Origin of the sequence: Variovorax sp. V15 (assembly GCF_041154425.1) — a bacterium.
Taxonomy (GTDB): domain Bacteria; phylum Pseudomonadota; class Gammaproteobacteria; order Burkholderiales; family Burkholderiaceae_C; genus Variovorax; species Variovorax guangxiensis.
Genome location: NZ_AP028659.1, coordinates 6,776,518 through 6,794,250, shown reverse-complemented (window position 1 = coordinate 6,794,250; position 17,733 = coordinate 6,776,518). Strand labels below are relative to the sequence as shown.

At 71.6% G+C, this 17,733-nt stretch carries 2 protein-coding genes (1 of these 2 only partly in view); both read left to right on the top strand.

Going from position 1 to position 17,733, the window contains the following annotated elements; genetic code table 11:
• The first annotated feature begins 534 nt into the window (after window positions 1-534).
• Complete coding sequence (locus ACAM57_RS31985) at window positions 535-1,965, top strand: MFS transporter (RefSeq protein ID WP_369660224.1); 1,431 nt, start codon at window positions 535-537, stop codon at window positions 1,963-1,965.
• Window positions 1,962-17,733, top strand: partial view of an amino acid adenylation domain-containing protein gene (locus tag ACAM57_RS31980; RefSeq protein ID WP_369660223.1) — the 5' portion only. The gene runs 419 nt beyond the window's last position; only the first 15,772 of its 16,191 coding nucleotides appear in the window; the start codon lies at window positions 1,962-1,964; its stop codon lies beyond the right edge, outside the window. The genes ACAM57_RS31985 and ACAM57_RS31980 overlap by 4 nt, the downstream gene beginning before the upstream one ends.

Sequence of the window (17,733 nt, the reverse complement as noted above, 5' to 3'; positions counted from 1 at the left end):
TTTTCTTTTTCCCCTACCCGCAGTGCGGCAATCCCTTTGCCGTGGTTGCCCTGCCTGATTTTTTCGAGCGCCCGGTTCAAAAACTCCCAACGCTTTCTTTTTTCTACAAATGAATTTCTAAACAGAATTACTACGCCGGCCCGGCCGATTTCCGGGCCCGATCCGCCAACCTGTCCTGCACCTGAACACCTCAGGGGAGACAAGGTGTTGCACTTCGGATTTGACTCTCCGTGCCCTTTAGGGTCTGCGCCACAGCCTTTCCGGGTCGTCCGATGCCATTCGCATTGCCCCGTTCGCCTGCAAACGGAACAGATCTTCGTAATTCCAAATACGCTTCAATTCCGAAGTTCTCGTGCTTCCACGTCAACAAATTTAACTGATGCGTCATTTGTGCGAGCACCCCAATTACAGTGCTGCAGCGCGGAATAATCGTGCAACGCCCGCGGCCCGGCCGCGCAAATATTCATCCCGCCACCCGAAGTACCTGCGCTTTTTTATTAATTGACAGAGCGCGGACCCTGGAGAGCGCACGTTATGCAGGAAGTGACCGTGGAAGCCGCTGCGACTCCAACCCGTGACAACCCGGCCAGGCCGCCGCCCCTGCAACAACAGGAGCAGCAACAGGCCCGGGGCACCCGCTCCACTTTCGCCCTGCTGTGGCTCAGCGAGACCGCCTTCGACCTCGGCACCACGCTGGTCAGCTTCGCGGTGGGCGTCTGGATCTTCTCGCGCACCGGCTCCGCGCAGGACTACTCCTTCTCGGTGCTCGCCGCCGCGCTCGCGGCGATGCTGGCCACGCCTTTCGCCGGCGTGCTGGCCGACCGGCACGACCGGCGCCGGGTGGTGCTGTGCTGCGACCTCGCCGCCGTCGCCGGCACCTTCGCGATCGTGCTGGCGCTGACCTCGGGCCGGCTCGGCACTGGCGCGCTCTACGCCTATGCCGCGGTCGCGGCCGCCGTCGGCGCGCTGCGGCGGCCGTCGATCCGGGTGGCCGTCAGCCGTTTCGTGCCCAAGGACCGCTTCGCCCAGGTCGGCGGGCTGACCGGCATCTCCCGCGCGCTGGTGCAGGTCGGCGCGCCCGCCACGGCCGGTTTCCTGATGGCGCACGCGGGCGGCCTGCAGGGCGTGATGGCGACGCAGCTGTGCCTGCTGCTGGCCGCCGCCGCGCTGGTGTTCGCCGCGCTGACCCGCGCCGGCGCGGACGTACGCGGTGGCGCGGACGTACGCAGTGGCGATGTGCCCGCGCAAGGCGGCGCGCTTTGGCGCGGCGCGGGCGCCAGTCTTTCCGGCGCGCTCGCCTACCTGCGCGAACAGCCGCTGATGCGCGCGCTGCTCGGCTACGGCGCGCTGGTGCAGTGCCTCATGGTGCTGGCCACGGCCATGGTGACGCCGATGGTGCTGTCCACGCACTCCAGCGGCGTGCTGGGCCTGGTGATGTCCGTCGGCATCGTCGGCGGCCTGCTCGGCTCGATCCTGGTCGCCACCGCGCGGCTGCGGCACGGGCTGATGCGATGGGTGCTGGCCTGCGACGCGCTGCAGTGCGCGGCGGTGCTGGCCGCCGGCTGCGCGACCACGCCGGCGCTGTGGTGCGCCGCGGCCTTCGTCTGCCTGTTCTGCGGCAGCACCTCGGTCGCGTGCTCGCATGCGCTGTGGATGCGCAAGGCGCCCATCGGCCGGCAGGGCAGCGTCTTCGCGCTGATCGCCGCGTCCAACATGCTCGTGATGTGCGCCGTGCTGCTGGCCGGCGGCTGGCTCGCCGACGCGGTGCTCGAGCCCGCGCTACGCCCCGGCGGCGCGCTCGACGGCACGCCGGTGGCCAGCCTCTTCGGCACGGGGCCGGGCCGCGGCATCGGCTTCCTGTTCTTCGCGAGCGGCGCGGCCGGCCTCGCGCTGACCGTTTTCGCGCTCTTCCATCCGCGCCTGCGCCGGCTGGAAACGCTGGTCCCGGACGGCGGCCAATCGTGAGCGGCCCGCACGTGCACCCCCTGAGTTCGCCCCAGCAGGCCGTCTGGCTCGAGCAGTCGCTGGCGCCCGATGTGCCCTGCCACAACATCGGCGTGACGGCCAGCCTCGACGGGCCCACCGACGTCGACCGGCTGGAAGCGGCGATCCGCGCCGTCGTCTCGTGCCACCAGGCGCTGCGCACCGTGCTCGAGCGCGGCGACAACAACGGCGAAGCCATGCAGCGCTTCGCCGCGCCCGACGACGATGCCGCCGGCGCGCCGCTGCAGCGCTTCGATTTCACCGGCGAAGCCGACCCTGAGGCGAGCGCATGGGCACACCTGCGCGCCGCCTTCCTCGCCCCCTTCGCGCTCTACGGCCAGCGGCTGTGGCGCATGCAGTGGCTGCAGGTCGCGCCCCGGCGCGGCTACTGGCTGGTGTGCTTCCACCATCTCGTCGCGGACGGGTGGTCGGTCTCGCTGACCGGCAATGCCGTCGCCGATGCCTACAACCGGCTCGGGCGCGGCGAGGCAGCGCTCGGGGAAGAAGAAAAAGACGAAGGCGGCGACTATGCCGGCTTCATCCGCCTCGATGCCGAGTACCAGGCCTCCCCGCGCTACGCCCGCGACCGCGCCTTCTGGCTGCAGCGCCACGCACGCCTGGCCGCGCCGCTGTTCGAAGACACCCCCGCGCGGCGCAGCCAGGCGGCCCGCCGCAAGGTGGAGCAGGCCGTCTGGCACCTGGACCGCGCCGACCACGACCGCCTGACCGAAGTGGCCGCCGCGCAGGGCGCGTCGAGCACGCACTTCCTCGCCGCGCTGCTGGCGGTGTACTTCGCGCGCCTTCATCAGGAACGCGAAGCTGGCGACGAAGTCGTGATCGGCATGCCGGTGCACAACCGCACCAGCGCCGCGCACAGGCGCATGCCCGGCATGTTCTCGGGCGCGATCCCGGTCGGCATCGCGGTCGATCCGCGGCAGAGCTTCGCGCAGACCCTGCGCGGCGTCGCGGCCGAACTGAAGCAGTGCTACCGCCACCAGCGCTATCCCCTGGCCGAGCTGCACCGCGAGCTGCTGGCCGGCACGGGCGAGCGCCGCGGCCTGTTCGACATCTCCCTGTCGATCGAAAGCTTCCAGGGCGACCTGAGGCTCGAAGGCATCCGCAGCACGGTGTTCCCGCTGCACAACGGCCACGAGCGCCAGCCGCTCGCGGTCTACGTGCGCGACTACGAACCCGGGCGCCCGGTGCACGTCGAGTTCAACCACGACCCGGCGCTGTTCTCCGCGCCGCAGATGGCCATGCACCTGCGGCGACTGCAGGCGCTGATGCGCGCCGCAACCGATGCGCCGCATACACCCGTGCGCGACCTGCCGCTGATGGACGAAGCCGAGCGCGACCTGGTCGTGCACGGCTTCAACCGGCCGCTGCTCGACACCGGCGCCCCTTCGCTGATCCACGCGCTGTTCGAGCAGCAGGCCGCGCGCGACCCGGACGCCATCGCCGTGCAGTTCGAAGACCAGCGGCTGAGCTACGGCGAACTCGACCGGCGCGCCAACCAGCTGGCCCACCACCTGCGCGGGCTGGGCGTGGGCCCCGACGCGCTCGTCGCGATCTGCCTGGAGCGCGGGCCCGGCATGGCGATCGCGATCCTCGCCACGCTCAAGGCCGGCGGTGCCTACGTCCCGCTGGACCCGGTGCAGCCCGACGAACGCCTGGCCCACATGCTGCGCGACAGCACGCCGGTGGCGCTGATCGGCGACCGCGCGTCGCTCGATCGCCTGCCCGCGCTGCCCTGGTGCCAACGGCTGCGCCTCGACCAGCCATGGGAAGAAGCACCGTGGTGCGACGCACCCCTCGGCAGTCCTCAAATCGAGGGCTTCGCGCCCTCGCACCTGGCCTATGTGATCTACACCTCCGGCTCCACCGGCCTGCCCAAGGGCGTGATGGTCGAGCACGCGCAGGTCGGCCGACTCTTCGCCGCGACGCGCGGCTGGTTCGGCTTCGGCCGCGACGACGTGTGGACGCTCTTCCACTCCTTCGCCTTCGACTTCTCGGTGTGGGAGCTGTGGGGCGCGCTGCTCCACGGCGGCCGGCTGGTGATCGTGCCGCACGCGGTCAGCCGCTCGCCGGCGGAGTTCCACCGCCTGGTGTGCGAGCAGGGCGTGACCGTGCTCAACCAGACGCCGAGCGCATTCCGCCAGTTCGCCGCCGCATGCCGGTCTGCCCCGAAGGAGCTGCCGGCGCATGCGCTTCGCCACGTGATCCTCGGCGGCGAGGCTCTGGAAACGGCCACGCTCGCACCCTGGTACGCGCTGGCGCACAACCGGCGCGCGCAGCTGGTCAACATGTACGGCATCACCGAGACCACCGTGCACGTCAGCTGCCGGGTGCTCGGCCCCGACGATGCCCATCGCGCCGGCGCGAGCCCGATCGGCACGCGCATTCCCGACCTGAGCCTGTACGTGCTCGATGCGCAGGGCCGGCCGCTGCCGGTGGGCTGCGCGGGCGAGATCTGCGTCGGCGGCGCCGGCGTGGCCCGCGGCTACCTGCGCCGGCCCGAGCTGGACGCGCAGCGCTTCGTGCCCGATCCGTTCGGCGGCGTGCCGGGCGCGCGCATGTACCGCAGCGGCGACATGGGCCGCCTGCTCGCCGACGGCAGCCTGGAGTACCTCGGACGCAACGACCAGCAGCTCAAGATCCGCGGCTTCCGCATCGAGCCCGGCGAAATCGAGGCCCGGCTGTTGCGGCTCGACGGCGTGGCCGACGCGGTGGCGATCGCGCGGGAGGACCAGCCGGGCGATACGCGCCTCGTCGCGTACCTCGCGTTCGCCGACGCAGATGCCGAGGCCAGGGCGGCCTTCGATCCCGCCGCCGCGCGCATCGCCTTGGGCAGGCACCTGCCCGACTACATGATCCCGGCCGCGTACGTGCCGCTGGACGCCCTGCCGCTGACCCCCAACGGCAAGCTCGACCGCAAGGCGCTGCCCCCGCCGGAGCCTCGCGCATGGCACGGGCAGCGCGAGCATGAGCCGCCGCAGGGTGCCACCGAGCAGGCAATGGCAAGGCTGTGGTCCGAAGTGCTCGGCATCGAGCGGGTGGGGCGCGGCGACAACTTCTTCGAGCTCGGCGGGCATTCCATCCTCGCGGTGCGGCTGGTCGAGCGCATGCAGCGTGAAGGGATGGAGGCCGATATCCGCCAGCTCTTCACCGAGCCGACACTGGGCGCGCTCGCAGCCCGCGTGGCGGCGCAGGACAAGGCCGCGGCACCTGCAACGGTGCCGCCGAACGCGATACCCGCGCAATGCGGGCGCATCACGCCGCGGATGCTTCCGCTCGCGAGCCTGACGCAGGCGCAGATCGACCTGATCGCCGCCGCCGTGCCGGGCGGCATGCGCAACATCCAGGACATCTACCCGCTCGCGCCGCTGCAGGAAGGCATCCTCTTCCACCACCTGCTGCAGGTCGAAAGCAGGGGCGAAAACAGGGGCGAGGGCGACGCCTATGTGCTGCCGGCACTGCTGCGCTTCGACGATCGCGCGCGGCTCGACCGGTTCGTGGCCGCGCTGCGGCAGGTCATCGCCCGCCACGACATCCTGCGCACCGCCGTGCAGTGGGAAGGGCTGGACACGCCCGTGCAGGTCGTCTGGCGCAGCGCCGGCCTTGCGCTGCGGGAGCACCGCTTCGACCCGGCCGATGGCGACGTACAGGCGCAACTGCAGGCCCGTGCCGATGCGCGCACGGTGCGCCTGGACCTGCGCCGCGCGCCGATGCTGCAGGCCCATGCGGCCTTCGACCCCGTTTCGCAATGCTGGCTGCTGCAGTTGCTGCATCACCACCTGACGCTGGACCACACCACCACCGAGCTGATCCTGCACGAGGTGGTGGCGCTGCTGCAGGGGCGCGGAGACAGCCTGCCCGCGCCCGTACCGTTCCGGGATTTCGTGGCCCGCTCGCGCCAGGGCACGAGCGAGGCGGAGCACGAAGCCTTCTTCGGCGCGATGCTCGGCGACGTGGACGAGCCGACGGCGCCATTCGGCCTTCTCGACGTGCAGGGCGATGGCTCGCAGGTCGAGCAGGCGAGGGCGACGCTGCCCCCGGCCTTGTCGCTGCGGCTGCGCGCGCTCGCCATGCGCCACGGCGTGAGCACGGCCAGCATCTTCCATCTGGCCTGGGCGCGTGTGCTGGCTTCATGCAGCGGGCGTGACGACGTGGTGTTCGGCACGGTGCTGTTCGGCCGCATGCAGGGCGGCCCGGGCATCGAACGCGCCATGGGCATGTTCATCAACACGCTGCCGGTGCGCATCGCGCTGGGCGGGCGCGGAACGCTGCAGGGGCTGCGCGAGACCCATGCGGCGTTGAGCGAGCTGCTGCGCCACGAGCATGCATCGCTCACGCTGGCGCAACGCTGCAGCGGCCTTGGGCCGGGCGTGCCGGTCTTCCCGGCGCTGCTCAACTACCGGCACAGCGGAAGCGAGAGCTTCTCCGCGGAGGGCGGGATCGCGATCGCCGATGGCATGCACTACCTCGGCGGACGCGACCTCACCAACTATCCGTTCAGCCTGTACGTCGACGACCTGGGAGAAGGTTTCGTGCTCAGCGCCGAGATTCACGACTTGGTGCCCGCGCAGCGCGTGTGCGGGTTCGTGGTGCGGGCATTGCAGGCTGTTGCCGAGGCGCTGGAAGAGGAGCCCGGCCGCGCGCTGATGGCGCTCGAAGTCTTGCCGACGGAAGAGCGTCGGCGCGTGCTGCACGGCTTCAACGATACGCATGGTACGTACAGCACGGCGGCGCTGGCGCACGAGGCCTTCGAGCAGCAGGCGGCGCAGCACCCGGAACGCATCGCGCTCGAACTCGATGGCGCCCAGCTGAGCTATCGCGCGCTCAACGAGCAGGCCAACCGGCTCGCACGGCATCTTCATGGGCTCGGAGTCGGGCCGGACACCCGTGTCGCGATCCGTGCCGGGCGCAGTTTCGCGATGGTGATCGCGATCCTGGCCACGCTCAAGGCCGGCGGCGCGTGCGTGCCGCTGGACCCTGCGTATCCGCGGGAGCGGTTGGTCCGCATGCTGCGCGACAGCGGGGCAGCGGTCGTCCTGGGGCAGATGGAAGGGCTCACGCCCGACGTGGCGTCGGTGCCGCTCGATGAAGCGGCCTGGGCCGGAGCATCTGCCGACAACCTTCACGTCGAAGGGCTCGCGCCATCGCACCTGGCTTACGTGATCTACACCTCCGGCTCCACCGGCGAGCCCAAGGGCGTGGCGATGCCGCATCGCGGGCTCGTCAATCTGCTCGCATGGCAGCGGGAGCAATTGCCCGAACCCGCGCGCACACTGCAGTTCGCGGCGCTCGGCTTCGATGTCGCCTTCCAGGAGATCTTCTCGACGCTGGCCAGCGGCGGCACGCTGGTGCTGCTGCGCGAGGGCTTGCGCCAGGACCTGCCAGCCTTGGCCGAATGGCTCGCCGAAGAATCGGTCGAACGGCTGTTCCTGCCTTGCATCGCGCTGCAGAACCTGTGCGAGCTGTGGTCGCAGCGCGGTGCGCTGCTGCCGATGCTGCGGGACGTGATCACGGCAGGCGAGCAATTGCGCATCACGCCCGCGATCCGGCTCATGTTCGGCAAGCATCCGCAGGCCCGGCTGCACAACCACTACGGCCCGACCGAGACGCACGTGGTCAGCACGCACACGCTGGGCGGCGCGCCCGGGCAATGGGAAGACCTGCCGCCGATCGGGAAGCCCGTCGGCAACAGCCGCATCTACGTGCTGGATGCGCAGCGCAATCCGGCTCCCGAGGGAGTCGTGGGCGAGCTGTATCTGGGCGGCGAACAGGTCGCCCGGGGATATCTCTCGCAGCCCGATCTCACCGAAGCACGCTTCCTGCCCGATCCGTTCGGCGGCCCGGGCGCACGCATGTACCGAAGCGGCGACCTCGGCCGCTGGCGCGCCGACGGCAGCATCGAGTATCTGGGGCGCAACGACCATCAGGTGAAGCTGCGCGGCTACCGCGTCGAATTGGGCGAGATCGAAGCACAGCTCGCCCGCATCGAAGGCGTACGCGAAGCTGCAGTGATCGCCCGCGAAGACCAGCCGGGCGACAAGCGATTGGTCGCCTACCTCGTCCTCGCCGGTGCCCTCGATCCATCCGCACTGCGCGCCGCCTTGCGCGAACGCCTGCCGGACTACATGGTCCCCTCGGCCTTCGTCGCACTCGACGCGCTGCCGCTGACCCCCAACGGCAAGCTCGACCGCAAGGCACTGCCCGCGCCCGGGGCCCATGGCCACGGCACCTCCTCGCCACCCCAGGGCGAAGTCGAACAGGCCCTCGCCGGCATCTGGTCCCAGCTCCTCGGCATCCGCCAGATCGGCCGCGACGACGACTTCTTCGAGCTCGGCGGCCATTCCCTGCTCGCCATCCGGTTGCTCGAACAGCTGCGCCGGCGCGGCTGGTCCACCGACATCCGGTCGCTCTTCACGCACCCGAGGCTGCATGCATTCGCCTCCACGATCCGGCGCGACGAAGAGACTGCATCGGTGCCGCCCAACCTGATCCCGCCGGGCTGCGAAGCCATCGAGCCCGCGATGCTGACGCTCGCCAGGCTCGACGCCGCCGATATCGCGCGAATCGTGCAGGCCACGCCGGGCGGCGCGGCCAACATCCAGGACATCTATCCGCTCGCGCCGCTGCAGCAGGGCATCCTGTTCCACCACCTGCTGCAGCGCGAAAGCAAGGGCGAGGGCGAGGGCGACGCCTACGTGCTGCCGACGCTGCTCGAGTTCGACAGCAGGCCGCGCATGGACAGCTTCGCCGCGGCGCTCTCCCAGGTGATCGGGCGCCACGACATCCTGCGCACCGCGATCCACTGGGAGGGCCTGGCCGAGCCCGTGCAGGTGGTGTGGCGAAACGCCGGATTCGCGCCCGAGACATTGACGCTGGCACCGGGCGAGAGCCCCGCGCAGCAGCGCCTGCGCGAGCATCCGCGCGTGCGGGGCCTTCGCATCGACGTGCGGCGCGCGCCCATGCTGCAGGGCTTTGCGGCCCGTGACGACGCGAGCGGGCGCTGGCTGCTGCAGCTGTCCTATCACCACCTCGTGATGGACCACACCGCGCTGGAGCTGCTGGTGGAGGAGATCGCGGCCATCGAGCGCGGCGTCGCGGGCAGCCTGCCCGCGCCGGTGCCGTTCCGGGATTTCGTGGCCCGCTCGCGCCAGGGCACGAGCGAAGCGGAGCACGCGGCCTTCTTCGGCGCGATGCTCGGCGACGTGGACGAGCCGACGGCTGCGTTCGGCCTGCTCGATGTGCAGGGCGATGGCTCGCGCATCGTGCAGGCGAAGTCGATGCTGCCTGCGGCCTTGTCGTCGCAGCTGCGCGCGCTCGCCATGCGGCATGGCGTGAGCACCGCGAGCCTTTTCCATCTGGCCTGGGCCCGCGTACTGGCCTCGTGCAGCGGACGCGAGGACGTGGTGTTCGGCACGGTGCTGTTCGGCCGCATGCAGGGCGGCCCGGGCATCGAACGCGCGATGGGCATGTTCATCAACACGCTGCCGGTGCGCATCGCGCTGGGCGGGCGCGGAACGCTGCAAGGGCTGCATGAGACCCATGCGGCGTTGAGCGCGCTGCTGCGCCACGAGCACGCCTCGCTGGTGCAAGCGCAGCGCTGCAGCGCGATGCCCACGCATGTGCCCCTGTTCTCTGCGCTGCTCAACTACAGGCACGGCCAGCTCGCGCGCGCCGAGGTGCTCGACGGCGTGCGCCTGCTCGACGTGCGCGACCGCACCAACTACCCCTTCGGCCTGCATGTGGACGACGACGGCAGCGGCTTCGGGCTGACGGTGCAGGTCGATGCCTCGGTGGGCGCGGAACGCGTTGCCGGGTTCGTGCGGCAGGCGCTGCAATCTGTTTCGCGGGCTCTGGAAGAAGAGCCGGGGCGGCCGCTGATGACGCTCGATGTGCTGCCTGAGCAGGAGCGTCGGCGTGTGCTCCATGGTTTCAACGACACGCATCGCGCGCACGACCCGACAGCCCTGGTCCACGAAGCCTTCGAACGGCAGGTGGCGGTGCACCCCGAGCGCATCGCGCTCGAACTCGATGGCGCGCAGCTGAGCTATCGCGCGCTCGGTGAGCAGGCCAACCGGCTTGCCCGGCATCTGCGCGGCCTCGGCGTGGGGCCCGATACCCGTGTCGCCATCTGCGCCGGGCGCGGCTTCGCGATGGTGGTGGCGATCCTGGCCACGCTCAAGGCCGGCGGCGCGTGCGTGCCGCTGGACCCTGCGTATCCGCGGGAGCGGTTGGTCCGCATGCTGCGCGACAGCGCGGCGACTGTCGTGCTGGGCCAGCAAGCCCTTATCGAACGGCTTGCGCCGGACGTGGCAACGGTCCCGCTCGATGAAGCAGGCGCGGCCTGGGCCGAAGCCTGCGCCGACAACCTGCAAGTCGAAGGGCTCGCCGCATCGCACCTGGCCTATGTGATCTACACCTCCGGCTCCACGGGCGAACCCAAGGGCGTGGCGATGCCGCATCGCGGGCTGGCCAACCTGCTGGAGTGGCAACGGGAGCAGCTGCCCGAGCCCGCGCGCACCCTGCAGTTCGCGGCGCCCGGCTTCGATGTCGCCTTCCAGGAGATCTTCTCGACACTGGCCTGTGGCGGCACGCTGGTGCTGCTGCGCGAAGGGCTGCGTCAGGATCTCCCGGCGTTGGCCGAGTGGTTGGCGCGGGAGTCCGTCGAGCGCCTGTTCCTGCCCTACATCGCGCTGCAGAACCTCTGCGAACTGTGGTCGCGGCGCGTCGAGCCATTGCCGATGCTGCGCGATGTGATCACTGCCGGCGAGCAGTTGCGCATCACGCCGGCGATCCGCCGCATGTTCGCGCGGCATCCGCAGGCAAGGCTGCACAACCACTACGGCCCGACCGAGACGCACGTGGTCAGCACGCACACGCTGAGCGGCCTCCCCGAAAAGTGGAAAGACCTGCCGCCGATCGGAAAGCCCGTCGGCAACAGCCGCATCCATGTGCTCGACGCGCAACGCAATCCGGTGCCGGTGGGTGTCGCCGGCGAGCTGTACCTGGCCGGCGCCCAGGTCGCCCGCGGCTACCTGTCGCAGCCCGAACTGAGCGCGGACCGATTCGTGCCCGACCCGTTCAGCCGCGGCGGCACGCGCATGTACCGAAGCGGCGACCTCGGCCGCTGGCGCGCCGACGGCAGCATCGAGTACCTGGGGCGCAACGACCATCAGGTGAAGCTGCGCGGCTACCGCGTCGAGCCCGGTGAGATCGAAGCGCAGCTGGCCAGGCTCGACGGCGTCAGGGAAGCAGCGGTGATCGCGCGAGAAGACCAGCCGGGCGAAAAACGGCTGGTCGCGTATCTCGTCCTCACCGAGACCGCAGATCCGGACGCATTGCGCACCGCCTTGCGCGACCGCCTGCCGGACTACATGGTCCCCTCGTCCTTCGTCGCACTCGACGCGCTGCCGCTGACCCCCAACGGCAAGCTCGACCGCAAGGCGCTGCCCGCCCCCGAAGCCCGCGGCCGGCGCACCGACGAGCCGCCGCGAGGCGAAGTCGAGCAATCCCTCGCCGGCATCTGGTCCCGGCTGCTGGACATCCGGCGGATCGGCCGCAACGACGACTTCTTCGAGCTCGGTGGCCATTCCCTGCTGGCCATCAGGCTCATCTCGCAGATCCGCGAGCGCCTCGGCGCGGAACTTCCGCTTGCCACGCTCTTCGCCCGCCCACGCCTTGCCGCGCTCGCCGAGGCCATCTTCGAGGCAGGTCCGGGCGCACCGGACGCGATCACGCCCGCCGACCGCAGCCGGCCTCTGCCCCTGTCCCCGGCACAGCAGCGCCTGTGGTTCATCTCCGGTGTCGATGCCAAGGCCAGCGTCGCGTATCACATCACCGGCGCCCTGCGCCTGCGCGGCGCGCTCGACGGCACGGCCCTGCGTGCCGCGCTGGACCACGTCGTCGCCCGGCACGAGGCCCTGCGCACGCGCTTCGTCGAAGCGGATGGGCAGCCATGGCAGCACATCGACCCGCCGCGCGGCTTCGAGCTGCGCGAGCAAGGCGTCAGCGCCGCGGACCCCGCGGACCCCGCGCACATCGAGGCGCTGTGCCGCGAAGCCGCCGCCGAGCCCTTCGACCTCGCGGCCGGCCCGCCGATCCGTGGCCGACTGCTGCGCGTCGCGGCGCAGGACCACGTGCTCGTGGTCTCGATGCACCACATCGTCTCCGACGGCTGGTCGCTGGGCGTGCTGATGCGCGAGTTCGCCGCCGCCTACAGCGCGCTGCGCGAGGGGCGCGAGCCTCGCCTGCCGGCGCTGGCCGTCCAGTACGCCGACCATGCGGCGTGGCTGCACCGCCACCTGCAGGGCCCCGCCGCACAGGCCCGGCTGCGGGAGTGGGCCGGGCATCTGCAAGGCGCACCGGCGCTGGTCGAGCTGCCGCACGACCGCGCGAGGCCCGCGCTGCAGGACTATCGCGGCGCGAGCATCGAGGTCGGCGTCGATGCCGAAACCACGCGGGCCCTGCGAACGCTCGCCCGGCGGCACGGCGCGACGCTGTACATGGTCGTGCTGGCGGCGTGGGCCGCGGTGGTGGCGCGCTACGGCGGCCAGCGGCAGGTGGTGATCGGCAGTTCGCATGCCGGCCGCGGCCGCGCCGAGGTCGAGCCGCTGATCGGCTGCTTCATCAACACGCAGGCGATGAAGATCGCGCTGGACGACAACCCGAGCGTGGCCGGCCTGCTCGCGCAGGTGCGCGAGACCGCGCTGCAGGCGCAGGCCCGGCAGGACGTGCCCTTCGAGCGCCTGGTCGAGACGCTGAACCCGCCGCGTTCCATGGCCCACCACCCGGTGTTCCAGCTGATGCTGGCCTGGCACAACACGCCGCCGATCGCGCTGGAGCTCGCGGGCCTCGCCGTCGAGCGGGTCGAGAGCCTGCCGGGCAGCGCGCAGTTCGACATGGCGCTGGACCTGCAGGAAGCCCAGGAAGAGGGCGGCCGCATCGTCGGCAAGCTCAACTACGCCACGGCGCTTTTCGACGAGGCCACGGTCCGCCGTCACTGGCAGGCGCTGGTGGCGATGCTGCGCGGCATGGCGCAGAGCGACGAAGGCCTGCCGGTCGAGCGCATCGCGCTGCTCGAGGACACGGAACGCGACCGCCTGCTGCACGTCTTCGCCCAGGGCGCATCCGCAGTTCCCGCGCACCCGTTCGCGCACGCGGCGTTCGAACGGCAGGCCGCGCTGCGGCCGCAGGCGGTCGCGCTGGAGCACGATGGCGAACGCCTCGGCTATGCCGAGCTCGACCAGCGGGCCAACCGGCTCGCACACCACCTGCGCGGCCTGGGCGCCGGGGCCGGCGAGCGGGTCGCGCTGTGCCTCGAACGCGGGTTCGACCTCGTCGTCGCTGTGCTGGGCACGCTCAAGGCCGGGGCCGCGTATGTGCCGCTCGATCCCTCCCACCCCGACCAGCGGCTGGCCTGGCAACTGGAAGATTGCGCGCCGGCCGTGCTGCTGACGCATTCCGCGCTGAGCCCGCGCCTGCATCCGCCGCCGCGCTGCACGACGATCGCGCTCGACAGGCACGAGCCGCTGGCGAACGAGCCCGCGCACACGCCCGATGCAGGCGGCCTGCCCGGCGACGGCTCGCACCTGGCCTACGTGATCTACACCTCCGGCTCCACCGGCACGCCCAAGGGCGTGATGGTCGAGCACCGGCAGCTCTCCCACCAGGTCGCGGCGCTGCAGGCGCTCTACGGCTTCGGTGCGCAGGACAGGGTGCTGCAGTTCTCCGGCCTGAGCTTCGACGTGGCGGGAGAGGAGATCTTCGGCGCGCTCAGCCATGGCGCGACGCTGGTGCTGCGCACCGACGAATGGCTCGCCGAGCCCGCGCGCTGGTGTGCGCTGTGCGGCGAGCACCGGCTCAGCGTGGCCAATCTGCCGACGCTGTTCTGGCAGCGGCTCGCGCTGTCGCCCGAAGCGGTGTTTCCGCCGTCGCTGCGCCAGATCGTGATCGGCGGCGACACGGTCGGCACGGCCGCGCTCGACGCATGGTGGCGGCGCGGGGGCCATCGCCCGGCGCTGGCCAATGCCTACGGGCCGACGGAAACCACCATCAACGCCACCGTCGCGCGCTGCCGTGCCGGAGATTCGCCGCTGGACATCGGCCGGCCGGTCGCCAATGCGCGGGTCTATCTGCTCGACGCGCATCGCGAGCCGGTGCCGGTCGGCGCCATCGGCGAAATCTGGATCGGCGGCGCGGGCGTGGCGCGCGGCTACCTGCATCGCCCCGAGCTGACGGCGCAGCGCTTCGCGGCCGATCCGTTCGTGAAGGCGCCCGCCGATGCATCGCGGCCGCGCATGTACCGCAGCGGCGACCTCGGCCGCTGGCGCGCCGACGGTTCCATCGAATTCCTGGGCCGCGACGACCGGCAGCTGAAGATCCGCGGCTTTCGCATCGAGCCGGGCGAGATCGAAGCCGAGCTGATGCGCCTGGGCGGCATCCGCGAAGCGGCGGTGATCGCCAGCGAAGGGCAGGACGAAGACAGGCGCCTGCTGGCCTACGTGGTGGCCGCCGACCCGACCAGCCCGCCGCCCGAACCGGCGCAAATGCGCGCACGCCTGGCCGTGCGCCTGCCCGAGCACATGCTGCCGGCCGCCTTCGTGCTGCTCGATGCATTGCCGCTCAACGCCAACGGCAAGCTCGACCGCGCCGCGCTGCCCGCGCCGGACGACGAAGCCCATGCGCGGCGCGGCTACCGGGCGCCCGAAGGCGAGCACGAAAGGGCGCTGGCACAGACATGGGAATCGCTGCTCGGCATCGAGCGCGTCGGCCGCGACGACGGCTTCTTCGAGCTGGGCGGCCATTCGCTGCTGGCCGTGCGCATGATCTCGCAGCTGCGCCAGCGCTTCGGCGTCGAGCTGGCGCTGACGACGGTGTTCGCGCGGCCCCGGCTGGCGCAGCTCGCGCAGGAGATAGCACGCGAGGCGCCCGGCGCGGCAGACCCGATCGTCGCGGCGGATCGGGCAGCGCTGGATCGCGGCACGTGGCCGCTGTCGCACTCTCAGCAGCGCCTTTGGTACGTGACGCGCATCGACGCACAGGCCGGCGCGGCCTACCACCTGCCCGCCGCCCTGCGCCTGCGCGGTGCGCTCGACCGCGTCGCGCTGCAGCGCGCGCTCGAGCGGATCGTCGCGCGGCACGAGTCGCTGCGCGCGCGCTTCGTCATGGTCGACGGCCAGCCGCGCCAGCGCATCGAGGCGGCGCAGGGCGTCGCGCTGGAGCTGCAGGAAATCGACGGCCTCTTCAGCGGACCCGGCGGACCCGACGAGCTCGGCCGCAGCACCCTGCGCGCGCTGTGCCAGGCCGAGGCCGCCGCGCCCTTCGACCTGGAGCGCGAGCCGCCGCTGCGCGTGCGCCTGCTGCGCCTCGCGGCCGACGAGCATGTGCTGCTGCTCACGATGCACCACATCGTGTGCGACGGCTGGTCGCTGGCGGTGCTGGCGCACGAGTTCTCTGCGCTGTACGCGGCCTTCGGCCGCGGCGAGCCCGACCCGCTGCCGGCGCTGCCGGTGCAGTACGGCGACTACGTGGCGTGGCAGCGGCGGCGCCTGCAGGGCGAGGGCGCGCAGGCGCGGCTGGGCTACTGGGTGGAGCGGCTGCGCGACGCGCCGCCGCTGATCGGCCTGGCCACCGACAGGCCTCGCCCGCCACAGCAGGACTATCGCGGCGCCAGCATCGAAGTCGGCATCGACGAGGCGTTGACGCGCGAGCTCGGCGCGCTGGCGCGGCGCCATGGCGTCACCGTCTACATGGTGGTGCTCGGGGCATGGGCGGCGGTGCTCGCGCGCCTGAGCGGCCAGACGCGCGTGGTGCTCGGCAGCGCCGTCGCCGGGCGCGACCGGGCCGAGCTCGAGCCGCTGATCGGCTTCTTCGTCAACGCGCAGGCTCTGCGCTTCGACATCGGCGAGGGCCTGGACGCCGAAGGCCTCCTGAAGCAGGCACGGCAGGTGGCGCTCGAAGCGCAGCAGCACCGCGACGTGCCTTTCGAGCAGGTGGTGGAAGCGCTGAACCCGCCGCGCTCCAGCGCCTTCAACCCGGTCTACCAGGTCCGGCTGGCATGGCAGAACACGCCGCCGGCCCGGCTGGAGCTGGAAGGACTTGCCTTCGACAACCTCGCCAGCCACGCGGGCAGCGCGCAGTTCGATCTCTCGCTGGACCTGGAGCCGGCCGGCGAGCGCATCGCGGGCCAGTTCAACTACGCCACCGCCCTCTACGACGAGGCCACGGTGCGGCGCCACTGGCACGCACTGGTGGCAATGCTGCGCGGCATGGCGGCCGATGCCGCCGCGCCGGTGGACCGCATCGCACTGATGGCGCCACGCGAGCGCGAACTGGTGCTGCGCGGCTTCAACGACGGCGGCGAGGCCGGCGGGGGCAATGGCCTGCTGCACCGCCTTTTCGAGGCGCAGGCCGCAAGACGGCCGGGGACGCTGGCACTGGCCTGCGAGGGCGAGTCGCTGGACTACGCGGGGCTCAACGCCCGCGCCAACCGCATCGCGCATCACCTGCGCGGCCTGGGCCTGCGCCCCGACGACCGCGTCGCGCTGTGCCTGGAACGCAGCGTGGACCTCGGCGTGGCGCTCATGGCCACGCTCAAGGCCGGCGGCGCCTGCGTGCCGCTGGACCCGGTGCACCCCGACGACCGCCTCGCCCACATGCTGGGCGACAGCGCCCCGGTGGCGGTGCTGACGCAGGCCCGCCTGCTGGAGCGCCTCGCGGTGCCCGAAGGATGCGTGGTGCTGGTGCTGGACGGCGATTCGCCGCCGCCATGGGCCGGTGCGCCCTCGCACGACCCCGACCCCGAAGCCGTGGGGCTGACCCCCGCGCACCTGGCCTACGTGATCTACACCTCGGGCTCGACCGGCGTGCCCAAGGGCGTGATGGTCGAACACCGCAACGTGCTGAACTTCCTGCGCGGAATGGAGCGGCGCATCCATGGCCCGGCGCCGGACTGCAGCCGCGTGGCCTGGAACTCCTCCTTCGGCTTCGACATGGCGGTGAAGGCATGGGGCCAGCTCGCCTTCGGCCGCAGCGTGTTCCTGCTGCCGGAGCGCACACGCCTCGATGCGCAAGCGCTGCTCGACTTCCTGGAGCGCCATGCCATCGAGGCGATGGAGTGCACGCCCTCGCACCTGCGCATGCTGCGCGCGGCCGGCTTTCCGCCGCGGCGCGGCACCTCGCTCCGAAAGCTGCTGCTGGGCGGCGAGGCGCTCGACGCCGACACCTGGCAGGGCCTCGCGGAGAACGGCACGGAACTCCGTTTCCACAACATGTACGGCCCGACCGAATGCAGCGTGGACGCCACCTGCGGCCCGGTCGCGGGCGCGGTGCCGAACATCGGCCGGCCGATGCCGGGCGCGCGTGTCTACCTGCTCGACGCGCATGGCGAGCCGGCGCCCATCGGCGTTGCCGGCGAGATCCACATCGGCGGCGCCGGCGTCGCGCGGGGCTACCTGGGGCAGCCTGCGCTCACCGCCGGGCGCTTCCTGCCCGATCCCTTCGCGGCCGAAGCCGGCGCGCGCATGTACAGGACCGGCGACCTCGGCCGCTGGCGCGCCGACGGCAGCATCGAGTACCTGGGCCGCAACGACCATCAGGTGAAGATCCGCGGCTACCGCATCGAGCTGGGCGAGATCGAGGCCAGGCTCGCGCGGCTGGAAGGCGTGCGCGAGGCCATCGTGGTGGCCGATGGCAGCCAGCCCGGCGAGCCCCGCCTGGTCGCCTACCTGCTCGCGCAGC